Origin of the sequence: Micromonospora sp. DSM 45708 (genome assembly GCF_039566955.1) — a bacterium.
Taxonomy (GTDB): Bacteria; Actinomycetota; Actinomycetes; order Mycobacteriales; family Micromonosporaceae; genus Micromonospora.
The window spans coordinates 2,551,242-2,563,367 of the sequence record NZ_CP154796.1 but is presented as its reverse complement, the minus strand read 5'-3'; the positions used below and the strand labels follow the sequence as shown (position 1 = coordinate 2,563,367).

The 12,126-nt window shown below is 73.1% G+C and carries 10 protein-coding genes and 1 riboswitch; of the genes, 7 read left to right on the top strand and 3 right to left on the bottom strand.

Translation table 11 applies throughout. From position 1 onward, the window contains the following. The first annotated feature begins 85 nt into the window (after positions 1 to 85). Positions 86 to 478 carry an SCO5389 family protein gene (locus tag VKK44_RS11240; protein WP_343446850.1) on the top strand — a complete coding sequence of 131 codons (393 nt, stop codon included), beginning with the start codon at positions 86 to 88 and terminating at the stop codon, positions 476 to 478. Positions 479 to 550: 72 nt separating this feature from the next. Here VKK44_RS11240 and VKK44_RS11235 read toward each other — a convergent pair whose 3' ends face one another. After that, positions 551 to 1,132: a TetR/AcrR family transcriptional regulator gene (locus tag VKK44_RS11235; RefSeq protein WP_343446849.1), complete on the bottom strand. Its 582-nt coding sequence runs from the start codon at positions 1,130 to 1,132 to the stop codon at positions 551 to 553. A gap of 69 nt (positions 1,133 to 1,201) precedes the next feature. On the opposite strand from VKK44_RS11235, the gene VKK44_RS11230 reads away from it, so the two are divergent. The 6 genes from VKK44_RS11230 (at position 1,202) to VKK44_RS11205 (ending at position 10,211) form a co-directional block, all read left to right on the top strand. Next, the gene (locus tag VKK44_RS11230; protein WP_343447744.1) at positions 1,202 to 2,215 is read left to right on the top strand and encodes a hypothetical protein; all 1,014 of its coding nucleotides are present in this window, start codon (positions 1,202 to 1,204) and stop codon (positions 2,213 to 2,215) included. 73 nt (positions 2,216 to 2,288) lie between these two features. Further along, a complete protein-coding gene (locus VKK44_RS11225) occupies positions 2,289 to 3,512 on the top strand; it encodes a cytochrome P450 (protein ID WP_343446848.1) in 1,224 nt (407 codons plus the stop codon). 67 nt (positions 3,513 to 3,579) lie between these two features. Beyond that, positions 3,580 to 3,787: riboswitch (cobalamin riboswitch) on the top strand. A 122-nt stretch (positions 3,788 to 3,909) separates the two neighbouring features. Further along, positions 3,910 to 6,288, top strand: a complete 2,379-nt coding sequence (locus tag VKK44_RS11220; RefSeq protein ID WP_343446847.1) for a ribonucleoside-diphosphate reductase subunit alpha — start codon at positions 3,910 to 3,912, stop codon at positions 6,286 to 6,288. Between the two features lie 5 nt (positions 6,289 to 6,293). Beyond that, entirely contained in the window at positions 6,294 to 7,307 is a 1,014-nt protein-coding gene (locus tag VKK44_RS11215; protein WP_343446846.1) for a ribonucleotide-diphosphate reductase subunit beta, read from the top strand. 148 nt (positions 7,308 to 7,455) lie between these two features. Then, a complete protein-coding gene (locus VKK44_RS11210) occupies positions 7,456 to 9,690 on the top strand; it encodes a hypothetical protein (protein WP_343446845.1) in 2,235 nt (744 codons plus the stop codon). Further along, positions 9,684 to 10,211 carry a hypothetical protein gene (locus tag VKK44_RS11205; protein ID WP_343446844.1) on the top strand — a complete coding sequence of 176 codons (528 nt, stop codon included), beginning with the start codon at positions 9,684 to 9,686 and terminating at the stop codon, positions 10,209 to 10,211. The genes VKK44_RS11210 and VKK44_RS11205 overlap by 7 nt, the downstream gene beginning before the upstream one ends. Here the strand turns inward: VKK44_RS11205 and VKK44_RS11200 are convergent. Together VKK44_RS11200 and VKK44_RS11195 are read right to left on the bottom strand one after the other, a co-directional pair. Continuing rightward, positions 10,208 to 10,975, bottom strand: coding sequence for a helix-turn-helix transcriptional regulator (locus VKK44_RS11200; protein ID WP_343446843.1), 768 nt, complete (start codon positions 10,973 to 10,975; stop codon positions 10,208 to 10,210). The genes VKK44_RS11205 and VKK44_RS11200 overlap by 4 nt on opposite strands. A 145-nt stretch (positions 10,976 to 11,120) precedes the next feature. Continuing rightward, positions 11,121 to 12,125, bottom strand: a complete 1,005-nt coding sequence (locus VKK44_RS11195) for a hypothetical protein (protein WP_343446842.1) — start codon at positions 12,123 to 12,125, stop codon at positions 11,121 to 11,123. Between the last annotated feature and the right edge of the window lies 1 nt (position 12,126).

The window sequence follows — 12,126 nt, the reverse complement described above, 5'->3', positions numbered from 1 at the left end:
TGCTTGACCGGGCCGAACCGTGCGTGATGTGCTCACCCACGTCAGCTTATTGGAAACGGTTGTCGTTTCCGGAAGTGGAGGAGACATGTCGCTCACCGTTCCGCCCGCCCTGCTCCGTGCCGCCGAGTCCGGCCCCGTCGACGAGGAGGCGTTCGTCGCCTGCGTCCGCGACTCCCTGCCGTACGCCTGGGAGACCGTCGGCCGGGTGGTCGCCGACCTGGCGACGTCCGACGCCGACTTCGCCGACAACGTCGTCCCGCCGCCGGGTGAGACCGAGCGCGGGCAACTGCTGCGCGCGCTGGCCAGCGACGCGATCCGCGCCGGTCTGGAGCGCCACTTCGGGGTGCGGCTGGCGTTCCAGAACTGTCACCGGGTGGCGGCGTTCCGGCCGTCCGCCGCCGGCTCCGAGGCGTACCGCCGGTTCACCTCCAGCCGCGGTCAACTGCTGAACCAGTCCCCGACGCTGCGCAACTGCTGACCGCGAACCCAATGGCGGGCCGGCACGCCCCGCCGGCTCGCCACCGGTCACGCCGTACGGGTCGGCGCCGGGTCAGCCGTGGCCGCGCACCAGGGGCAGGAACACCTCGTCCACGATCTCGACGAGCACCTCGTCGGGCACCGAGGGGACGCCGCGCATCGCGTACTCGGCGCGGAGCAGCATCATCGGCGCCGTCGCCACCCGGGGCCGGACGGCCGCCGCCGGCGCCTCGCCCCGGGTCGCGGCCCGTTCCAGCATCCCGAGCCACGCGCGGTCCATGGTGTCCGCGCCGGACCGCTCCCGCATGAGGGTGAGCAGCTCCGGGTCGTCGGCCGCGGCGGCGAGCAGGCCGCGCAGGATCGTCCCGTGCGGCGAGGCCCACGTCTCGTTGGCCCGCCGGAGCATCTCCAGCGCGTCGCCGCGCAACGTTCCGGTGTCCGGGTTCGGCATGGCGGCGTCGGACAGGTGGCGGTACGCCGCGATGCCCAGCGCCGCCCGGTGCGGCCACCGGCGGTAGATGGCGTTCTTGTTGGTTCCGGCGCGGGCGGCGACCCGGTCCATGGTCATCCCCGCGTATCCGGACTCGCGTAGTTCCGCCGCGGCGGCGTGCAGGATCGCCCGTTCCAGTTCCTCGCCCCGGCGCCTCGTGCCCATGGCTTGCAGGGTACTCGACGTACCCTATAGGGTACGCGACGTACCTTGGAACCAGGGAGGGAACGCGTGATGCGCGTCTTCGGCATGAACTACGACACCGGCTTCGTGAGCGCCGGGTCCACCACCCACGAGCCGTTCGACCCGGAAACCGTCCGGCGCGACCTGCGGGTCATCCGCGACGAGCTGCACTGCGACGCGGTGCGGATCACCGGCGGCGTCCAGGACCGGCTGGAGCTGACCGCGCGGCTGGCGGCCGAGGCGGGGCTGGAGGTGTGGTACTGCCCGTTCACCAACGGCCTGGACCGCGACGGGCTCATGGCGTTCGTGCTCGACGGCGCCGAACGGGCCGAACGGCTGCGGCGCGAGGGCGCCACCGTCGTCTACCTCACCGGCTCCGAGATCTCCATGTTCACCGACGGGTTCCTGCCCGGCCGCGACCTGACCGAGCGCCTGGCGCTGTTCACCGATCCGATGCGGATGCGGGAGGCGGTCCCGGTCGCGCGGGCCGCGGTGCGCGACTTCCTCGCCGAAGCGGTACCCGCCGTGCGGGCGCGCTTCGGTGGTCCGGTCGGATACGCCTCGATCCCGCTGGAGGACGTCGACTGGACGCCGTTCGACCTCATCGCCAGCGACGCCGGCTACCGCGACGCCACCAACGCGGCGGCGTTCCCGCAGAGCCTCGCGGCGGCGGTCGGACAGGGCAAGCCGTACGCCGCGACGGAGTTCGGCTGCTGCACGTACCGGGGCGCCGCCGACGTCGCGGGCGCGACGGAGCCGGTGACCTACGACGAGCACGGCCGGGCGGCGACGCTCACCGCGACGCTGGAGCGCGACGAGGAGGGCCAGGCCCGCTACCTCGTCGACCTGCTGCGCGACTACGAGGCGGGCGGGGTGGAGGCGGCGTTCGTCTACACGTTCGCGAACCGGCACCTGCCGACCACCGACGATCCCGAGCACGACTACGACCTGGCGGCCCGGGGGATCGTGCGCGTGCTGCCGGACGGCTCCTGGACGCCCAAGGCCGCCTTCCACGCGCTCGCCGAGTACGGCCGCGCCCGCGCGGCGGGCCGGCCCGCCGGCTGAGCATCCGGCCCCGGCACTCCGGCATCCCACGAGCGGGGCGCCGCCGCCGGGCCGGAACTGGCACTGTGGACGAATGACGGACATCGATGCCCGCCGGCCCCACCCCTTCTACCAGGACGCCGACGGCGTCAACCGGCCACCCGGCCCGCACAAGCACCCCGACTACGCCCGGTTCGCCGCCGGCTCCGGCGTGGTGCCGATCGTGCGCCGGGTCGGCGGCGAGCCGGTGCCGGCGTTGCTGATCTGCCGGTACGCCGACGTGCGCGAGGTGCTGCGCCGGCAGGACGTCTTCTCCCGGGCCGCCGCCGCGTACGCCGACGAGGTCGACGTGGCCGGCACCATGCTCGGCATGGACGGGGCCGAACACGCCCGGGTGCGCGGCACCGTGAAGGACGCGTTCACCCGGCCGGCCGTCGACGAGCTGCGCGACGCGGTACGGGCCGCGGCCGAGGAGCGGCTGGCCGCGATGGTGGGCCGGGGCGCCCCGGCCGACCTGGTCCGGGACTTCGCGGTCCCGTTCGCGCTGGACGTGATCTGCGACCTGCTCGGGCTGCCGGCCGACGACCGGATGCGGTTCCGCCGGTGGGGCGACATGTTCCTCGGCGCGGGCGACCTGAGCCGGGAGGAGGCGGCCCGGTCGGCCGAGGAGATGGGCGGCTACCTGTGGGGCCAGCTCGAACAACGACGCGGCCGGCCGGGCGACGACCTGCTCGGCCGGATCGCGACCGCCGCCGCCGACCAGCCGGTGGACGTCCAGATCAAACTGCCGATCTCGCTGGTGGTGGGCGGGTGGGAGACCACGGCCAGCTCGATCGCCACGTTCGTCCACGTGCTCCGGACCGAGCCGTACGGGCCGGAGGGCACCGGTTGGTCGTACCTGGTCGCGCACCCGGACCGGTTGGACGGCGCGGTCACCGAGCTGGAGCGGCTGCACTCCACCGCCAACGGCGACGAGATGCCGAGACGGGTGATGGCGGACGTGACGCTGCCCAGCGGCGCCCGACTGGCCGAGGGCGACATCGTGGTCCCCTCGCACGACGCCGCCAACCGCGACCCGGCGGTGTTCCCGGACCCGGAACGGATGGACTTCGACCGGACGCCCACCCCGCACCTGTCCTTCGGGCACGGCCCGCACTACTGCATCGGGGCCCACCTGGGCGCGCTGGAGGTCCGCACCGCGCTCGGCCTGCTGCTGCGGGAGCTGCCCGGCCTGCGCCTCGCGGTGCCGCCGGACGAGGTGCCGTGGAAGCCGGGCCACGCCATCCTCGGTCCGGCCGGGTTGCCGGTCACCTGGTAGTCGCGATGAGACGCACGCGACACGCGGACCCGACATCTGGTGTTGCCCACCGGCCATCACCGCCATATATGGTGTCTCCGCAGCTGGTTCGGCCGCGCCCCCGGGCGCGGTCGAGGCAAGAGGGAACCCGGTGGAAATCCGGGACTGCCCCGCAGCGGTGAGTGGGAACGACCGCCGTCATCAGCACTGGGCCACCGGCCTGGGAAGCGACGGCCAGTAGGTGACCTCGTGTCAGGCCCGCGAGTCCGAAGACCTGCCAGCGCGCCGTGCGCCACCGCGCGCGGCGGTCGAAGGTCGCGCGGGACGACCGACGCCAGCAGCCGGGCCGGCCCTGCGTGCCGTGTCCGTTGGCGTTCCCCCGCCGGCCGAGGCCATCGGTGACAGCGAGGGAGAGGTCATGACGGTCGTGCAGGAGAGTCCCCGGTCCGGTGCCGCCGGGCCGGAGCAGCGCCGGCTGGCGATGCGGGTCCGCAAGCGTGACGGCGACACCGAGCCGGTCGACGTCAACCGGATCGTGCGGGCGGTCGAGCGTTGGGTCGCCGACCTGGACGAGGTCGATCCGCTGCGGGTCGCCACCAGGACCATCAGCGGCCTCTACGACGGGGCGAGCACCGCGGAGCTGGACCGGTTGTCGATCCAGACCGCGGCGGAGCTGATCGGCGAGGAGCCGCAGTATTCCCGGTTGGCGGCCCGGCTGCTGGCCGCGTACGTGGACGAGGAGGTCCGCGGGCAGCAGGTGACGCGCTTCAGCGAGTCGATCGCGTACGCGCACGGGCTGGGCCTGATCGGCGACGACACCGCCGCGTTCGTGGCCCGCCACGCCGACGCGCTCGACGACGCCGTGGACCCGGCCGGTGACCTGCGGTTCGAGTACTTCGGACTGCGTACGGTGGCGGACCGCTACCTGCTGCGGCACCCGGAGTCGCGGCTGGTGGTGGAGACCCCGCAGTACTGGCTGCTGCGGGTGGCCTGCGGGCTGTCGCACACCCCGGCCGAGGCGGTCGGCCTCTACCGGCTGATGTCCAGCCTGGCCTACCTGCCCAGCTCCCCCACGCTGTTCAACTCGGGCACCCGGCACACCCAGATGTCGTCGTGCTTCCTGGTGGACTCGCCCCGCGACGAGCTGGACTCCATCTACGAGCGCTACCACCAGGTCGCGAAGCTGTCGAAGTTCTCCGGCGGCATCGGCATCTCGTGGTCGCGGGTGCGTGGCCGGGGCGCGCTGATCCGGGGCACGAACGGGCGGTCGAACGGCATCGTGCCGTTCCTGAAGACGCTCGACGCCGGGGTGGCGGCGGTGAACCAGGGCGGCCGGCGCAAGGGGGCGGCCTGCGTCTACCTGGAGCCGTGGCACCCGGACGTGGAGGAGTTCCTGGAGCTGCGGGACAACACCGGCGAGGAGTCCCGGCGTACGCACAACCTCAACCTGGCCAACTGGATCCCGGACGAGTTCATGCGCCGGGTCGAGGCCGACGACGACTGGTCGCTGATCGACCCCTCCGACGCGCCGGAGCTGCCCGACCTGTACGGCGAGGCGTTCGACGCCGCGTACCGGGCGGCCGAGAAGAAGGCGGTCCGCACGGTCCGGGCCCGTGACCTGTACGGGCGGATGATGCGCACGCTCGCGCAGACCGGCAACGGGTGGATGACGTTCAAGGACGCCGCGAACCGGCTGTCCAACCAGACCGGCGAGCCGGGCGACGTCATCCACCTGTCCAACCTGTGCACCGAGATCCTGGAGGTCAACGACGACGCCGAGACCGCGGTCTGCAACCTCGGCTCGGTGAACCTCGGCGCGCACGTCACCGCCGACGGCGTCGACTGGGAGAAACTGCGGGCCACGGTGCGCACCGCGGTGGTGTTCCTGGACCGGGTGATCGACATCAACTACTACCCGGCCGCGCAGGCGGCGGCGTCGAACCCGCGCTGGCGGCCGGTCGGGCTCGGGCTGATGGGCCTCCAGGACGCCTTGTTCACGCTGCGCCTGCCGTTCGACTCACCCGCGGCGCGGGAGCTGTCCACCCGGGTGCAGGAGGAGATCCTGCTGACCGCGCTGGAGACCTCCGCCGGGCTGGCCGAGCGGTTCGGGCCGCATCCGGCGTACGACCGGACCCGCGCCGCGAAGGGCGACCTGCACCCGGACCTGTGGGGCGCGACGCCGACCCAGGTCGACCGGTGGGCGGCGCTGCGGGCGCGGATCGCCGCGCACGGGCTGCGCAACTCGCTGCTGGTGGCCATCGCGCCGACCGCCACCATCGCCTCGATCGCCGGCTGCTACGAGTGCATCGAGCCGCAGGTGTCGAACCTGTTCAAGCGCGAGACCATGTCCGGCGAGTTCCTCCAGGTCAACACGTACCTGGTGCGGGAGCTGAAGGCACGTGGGCTGTGGACGCCGCAGGTCCGCGACCGGATCAAGCGGGCCGAGGGCTCGGTGCAGGGCATCACCGAGCTGCCCGCCGAGGTGCGGGAGCTGTTCCGGACCGCGTGGGAGCTGCCGCAGCGGGCGCTGATCGACCTGGCCGCCGCGCGGGCGCCCTACGTCGACCAGTCCCAGTCGTTGAACCTGTTCCTGAGCGCGCCGACCATCGGCAAGCTCTCCTCGATGTACCGGTACGCCTGGAAGGCCGGGCTGAAGACCACGTACTACCTGCGGTCGCGTCCGGCGACCCGGATCCAGCAGGCCACCGTCGCGCCGGTGCTCGCCCCGCTCGGCACCGACGACGCGGCGTCGGCCTGTTCCCTGGAGAACCCCGAGAGCTGCGAGGCCTGCCAGTGACCACGATGCCCGAGATCCGCCCGATGCTGCTCGACCCGGGCATGGACCTGACCCTGCGTCCGATGCGCTACCCGCACTTCTTCGACCGGTTCCGGGACGCCATCCGCAACACCTGGACCGTCGAGGAGGTGGACCTGCACGCCGACCTGGCCGACCTGGAGAAGCTCTCGCCGGCCGAGCGGCACCTGGTGTCCCGGCTGGTGGCGTTCTTCGCCACCGGCGACACCATCGTCGCCAACAACCTGGTGCTCAACCTCTACCAGCACGTCAACTCGCCGGAGGGGCGGCTCTACCTGTCCCGCCAGCTCTTCGAGGAGGCGGTGCACGTCCAGTTCTACCTCAACCTGCTGGACACGTACGTGCCGGACGAGCGGGAGCGGTTCGCCGCGTTCGCGGCGGTGGAGAACATCCCGTCGATCGCCCGCAAGGCGGAGTTCTGCTTCCGCTGGATCGACTCGGTCCACGAGTTGCGGGAGCTGCGCACCCGGTCCGACCGGCGGGCGTTCCTGCTCAACCTCATCTGCTTCGCCGCGTGCATCGAGGGGCTGTTCTTCTACGGCGCGTTCGCCTACGTCTACTTCCTGCGCTCGCGGGGGCTGCTCAACGGGCTGGCCTCCGGCACCAACTGGGTGTTCCGCGACGAGTCGATGCACATGGCGTTCGCGTTCGACGTGGTGGAGACCGTCCGCGCCGAGGAGCCGGAGCTGTTCGACGCCGAGCTGGAGCGGCAGGTCCGGGACATGCTCGCCGAGGCGGTGGAGTGCGAGGCGCAGTTCGCCGAGGACCTGCTCGACCAGGGCGTCTCCGGGATGTCGCCGGCCGACATGCGCGCGTACCTGGAACACGTGGCGGACCGGCGGCTGGCGGCGCTGGGCATCGCGCCGATGTACGGCAGCGGCAACCCGTTCGCGTTCATGGAGTTGCAGGACGTGCAGGAGCTGTCGAACTTCTTCGAGCGGCGGGTGTCGGCGTACCAGGTCGGGGTGACCGGCAGCGTCACGTTCGACGACGACTTCTGACCCGCGTCCCGTCCCGGCCGCCGTCCGCGGCCGGGACGGGGCCGTCCCGGATACGCGCATGCGCGTATCGCCCGCGCCTCCCCCGATCCGCACAGTTGTCTGCGCCGATCCCCGCCGGGGCGTCGGCGGACGAGGGGGGAAACGCACCATGAAACGGATACGTCGACGGCTGCGGCCGTTGCTGGCGGCGGCACTGGCCACGGTGGTCGGCGTGGCGTCCGCCGCCGCGTTGCCGGCCGCACCGGCCGCGGCGAGTTACGGCTCCACGGTCACCGTCACGGCCGACGAGATGCACACCACGGAGTGCCTGGACCGGGTCTGGCTGGTCGTCTGCGACCCACCGGAGCTGTTCGGCGTCGCGATCATCACGCAGGACGACGGTCAGCAGCAACGCTGCGAGATGGCGCTGCCGGCGGCCCCCGGCACGGACATCGTCGGCCCCCGCACGGTCTGCGCCGGGCGGTCGGTCACCGGCAACTTCCGGGTCAACTTCGAGCTGTGGGAGGACGACTCCACCGAGGGCGGCAGCCGCGAGCAGGCCGACCTGAACCCGGGCACGGCGAAGGACTGGGCGACGACGAACCTGCTCGGCGGCCGGGCCGGGGTGTCCCGGTGGACCACCAGCGGCGGGCCGTCCCGGGCGATCTTCACGGTGACGGTGGCGGCCCGGCCCACCAACGTCGCCATCTCGTCGCCGCCGCCGACCGGCACGCCGCGCGAGTTCGACCCGCGGCTCGGTGAGCGGCTGATGATCAGCGGCTCGCTGTCGGTGCCGTCGGCGTTGCGGTTCACCGTCACGTCGCAGGCGACCGGGGCGTCGTTCGTGCTGGCCGAGGCGCCGTTCTACGGTGGCGCGTTCAACGTGGACTGGGACGGGCGCTGGTCGGACGGGTCGTACGCGGCCCTGGGCGGGTACACGATCACGGTGGCCGACCCGGTCGACGCCGCTTCGGCCCGGACCACCCAGGCCCGGGTCGTCCAGCGGGTCAACCTGGCGTTCACCGCCATGACCAGCCAGCCGGCCACGAACTGGCAGTACCGCAGCGGCCCGATCGTGGTGAGCGCGGTGGCGACGGCCGCCGGCACGTTCCGGATGCGGGTGCTGCGCGGCGGCGTCGAGGTGTTCCGCAGCGCCGACCAGCGCCGCGCCGCCGGCCCGATCTCGTTCTCCTGGACCGGCCGGCACGCCGACGGCTCCTGGGCCACTCCCGGCAGCTACGTGTTCACGCTGGAGGGCACCGCCGACGACGGGCGGACGTTCCCGGCCGCCTCCCGTACCGTGCCGGTGAGCGACCCGCCGCCCGGCCTGGAGGTGTACGCGCTGGCCGAGCCGGGCGTCCCGGCGGTCAACCCTCAGGCCGTGCCCGGCACGTCGATCCGCGCCAAGGTGGTCGCCACCGACCACACCGCCCGGCCGGCGGCCCGGATCACGGTGGAGATGAGCCCGGCCGGCTGGATCGGACGCCCGGTGACGCTCGCGCCCCGCGTGGTGAAGACCTGCGAACAGGCAAGCGAGTGCCAGGCGGTGATCCCGGCGGACATCCTGGCCGGCGCGGCGGTCGCCTACCGGGTGACCGCGAGCGAGGCGGACGGGGTGCCGGAGGCGCGCACGGCGACGGCGGACTGGCGGATCACCGACCTGAACCCGCCGGCGCCGTCGCAGACGCCGGAGGTGACCCTGGTCCCGCTGTGGCGGGCCAGCGTGCCGGCGGTGGTGGACGCGGGCGGGCGGGTGAACACCCGGCCGTTGAACCAGACCATCGACGTGGCGTACGCGCCGGGCACCGGCTACGACACCACCACGCTGGACGGCGCGCGGCAGTTCGGCAACGCGGTGGACGACAACGCCTGGCAGTTGCTGGGCATCCGCTCGCGGGTGTTCCCCAGTTCGGTCGGCACGCACTGGTCGCAGGTGGGGATCTGGGTGCAGAACGTGCCGGTCGAGGTGACGGTCAGCCCGGACGGCGACGCGTTGTGCCGGCGCGGCGCGTTCAGCCCGGTCAGCTTCGCCGAAACCAACGGCGTGCTGCACACCGTCAACTGCCGGGACAACGCCTCCGGCGCCGTGTTCAGCGCCGACTCGCCGATCGTGGGCTGGCACGAGCTGCACCACAGCGCCTACCACGAGGGCGACGAGTACTGCTGCGACGGCGGCTACTGGTACGGCGAGGGGAAGAACACCTACCACTCGTTGACGGACTGCCGGCGGGCCGGGTCGGACGCGGGCACCTGCAACGAGATCACCGACGGCGTGACCCCGACCGGTTGGTGGCGCAGCGACGGCCCGATGGCCGACGTCATGATCGACAACTCGGTCGAGCGGGCCGACGACATCCGGGCCGCCGAGGCGACCTTCGCACGATGCGGGAGAGGGCAATGCTGAACCGACGTCTCCGTACCCTGGTCGTGGCCGCGCTGGCGCTGCCGTTCCTGGGCGCCGTGGCGGTCGCCTCGCAGGCCGCGCCGACGGCGGCCGGCGCGGCGCCGGTGGTGCCGGCGCCGACCGTCGACCCGGCGGACCCGACCACCGGCACGCACCTGCGGCTCGGGCTGCGCGTGTCGGCGCGGGCCGCCAGCCCGAACCTGCTGGAGATCGACCGTGGCTTCGCCTCGTCGCTGCGCGACTCCGGCGGGCCGTTCCAGCTCGTGGTGCGCGACGCCGCCGGGACGGTGCTGGACACGCTGGCGCTCGACGACCCGCTGGCGCTCCGGGTGTACGACAGCAAGCGGAACGCGCACGACACGCCCCGGGTCAAGGAGGCGGACGTGGTGGTGGACCTGCCGGTCGGTGACACCGCGGCCGTGGTGGACGTGGTGCTGGCCGACCGGCGGATCGGCCAGGTCGAGATCGGCTCGCTGATCCGGGCCTGCCAGGGCGCGCCGCTGCCCTGCGCCACCAGCTAGGACCGCCGGCCGGGCACCTCCAGGATGCCGAGTTCGACCGCCTTCATGACGGTGGCGACCGGCCCGGAGGTGCCCAGCTTGCGGTGCACGTGTTCCAGGTGCTTGCGGACCGTGCCGGCGGCCAGGCCCAGCCGACGCGCGGTCGCCGGCACGGTCAGCCCCTCGGCGATGCCGCGCAGCACCTCCACCTCCCGCCCGGTGAGCGTCGCGCCGCCGGGGAGGGCGACACCGGCGGGCAGGCAGGCGCGCCGGTGCACCGGGATCAGCGCCGGTTGCAGGCGGGTGAGCAGGTCCATCTCGCGCGCGTCGAAGGCGCGGTCGCGGTTGAACTGGTACCAGCGCAGCACCGGGGCCGGACCGACCACCAGCGCGACCGTGTGCGCGCCGATGCCGCGCGGCGCGAGCACCTCCCGGTAGAGCGCGTGCTGCCGCCACTGCCGCTCCGACAGCACGTCGGTCACCTGCGCCGGTGGCCCCGGGTACGGGTGCGAGCGGTGGACGGTCGGCGCGAACAGCGGGTGGGCGGTCACCTGGTGGTGCATCCGGTGGACCAGCGCCCGGTCCACCGGCCGGTCGGCGGCGAGGTCGGGCAGGCGCAGCGTGGCCAGGTCGAGTTCGGCGTAGGTGGACAGTTCGCTGTCGAGCCGGCGGCCGACGGCGGCCAGCACGGTGTCGACGAGCGCGGGGCCCCGCAGCGCCCCGATCCCGGTCGCCATCTCGCGTATCCACGCCTGGTCCGCCGCGGCGGTGGTGGGAAGCGTCACGAGCGGGACCCTAGGAGTCGACCCGGGATTCCCACGTCGGCAAGCCGACACCGGTCACCTTCCCAACACCGCGCCGCCCGGCGGGTGACAAGGAGGGGGCCCCGCTTGTCGCATTCTGCATAAGCGGGGCCCCCTCCTCACGCACCTACTTCAGGAAGCGGTCGAGCGCCGCCTCCATGGTGCCGCTGTCCGGCGCCGCGTACGACTTCATCGTCACCTTGTTGTAGGAGATGAAGCTCGGGCAGCGGGCGGCCGGCGCGGTCACGGTGCCGCCGTCGCCGATCTTCTCGCCGGTCTTCGCCGCGTGGAACGTCAGCGTGTACCGCGAGGAGATGTAGTCGACCGTGACGGCCTTGCCGTCGCTGGCCTTGTACTGGCATTTCTTCGGCGTGCCCTCGCTGCCGTCGACCATCTTGAGGCAGCCGATCACCGACACGGTGGCGAAGTCCGCCGACTTGGCGTAGTACGGCTTCTCCGAGCTGAAGGACTTCTGCGACCAGTACGACGGCCGGTCCGGGGAGTTCGAGAAGACGTACGCCTTCGCGTTCGCCGGGGTGGTGTACGGCGCGGCGTTGAGGATCGCCCCGCCGTCGCAGACCGCGGACATCTCGCTGGAGTAGCGGGCGGTCAGCGCGTCGTTGTTGGACGGCTCGTCCGGCCCGGTCGACTCCGGCGCGGACTCGGTCGGGCCGGGCGTCGTGGCACCGGGGCCGGGAGTCGTGCTGCCGGACGCGATCGGCGTCGGGTCGTCCTTGTCGTCGCCGCCGAACGCGACGTAGGCGAGCCCGCCGCCGCAGCACAGCAGCGTGAGCGTCACCGCCCCGGCGGCGAGGCCGACGATCAGCCCCTTCTTCGACTTGGCCGGCGGCGGGACCGGCGCGAACGGGGCCGGCTGCCCGGGATAGCCGGGCTGCGGCGGGTACGGCGCACCCGGCTGCGCGCCGAACGGCGCGCCGGAGGCCGGCTGCGTGCCGTAGGGCGCGCCGGACGCGGGCTGCGCGCCGTACGGGGCACCCGACGCCGGCTGCTGGCCGTAGGGCGCACCGGAGGCCGGCTGCTGGCCGTAGGGCGCGTTGGGGTCGGGCTGGTTGCCCCACGCTCCGGCGTTCGGGTCCGGATAACCTCCGTAGGGAGGGTGATTGTCACTCATC

Bases quoted from the DNA above. Each gene is read 5' to 3' on its own strand.
- VKK44_RS11240 (WP_343446850.1), top strand. From the start codon at position 86: ATGTCGCTCACCGTTCCGCCCGCCCTGCTCCGTGCCGCCGAGTCCGGC.
- VKK44_RS11235 (WP_343446849.1), bottom strand. From the start codon at position 1,132: ATGGGCACGAGGCGCCGGGGCGAGGAACTGGAACGGGCGATCCTGCAC.
- VKK44_RS11230 (WP_343447744.1), top strand. From the start codon at position 1,202: ATGCGCGTCTTCGGCATGAACTACGACACCGGCTTCGTGAGCGCCGGG.
- VKK44_RS11225 (WP_343446848.1), top strand. From the start codon at position 2,289: ATGACGGACATCGATGCCCGCCGGCCCCACCCCTTCTACCAGGACGCC.
- VKK44_RS11220 (WP_343446847.1), top strand. From the start codon at position 3,910: ATGACGGTCGTGCAGGAGAGTCCCCGGTCCGGTGCCGCCGGGCCGGAG.
- VKK44_RS11215 (WP_343446846.1), top strand. From the start codon at position 6,294: ATGCCCGAGATCCGCCCGATGCTGCTCGACCCGGGCATGGACCTGACC.
- VKK44_RS11210 (WP_343446845.1), top strand. From the start codon at position 7,456: ATGAAACGGATACGTCGACGGCTGCGGCCGTTGCTGGCGGCGGCACTG.
- VKK44_RS11205 (WP_343446844.1), top strand. From the start codon at position 9,684: ATGCTGAACCGACGTCTCCGTACCCTGGTCGTGGCCGCGCTGGCGCTG.
- VKK44_RS11195 (WP_343446842.1), bottom strand. From the start codon at position 12,125: ATGAGTGACAATCACCCTCCCTACGGAGGTTATCCGGACCCGAACGCC.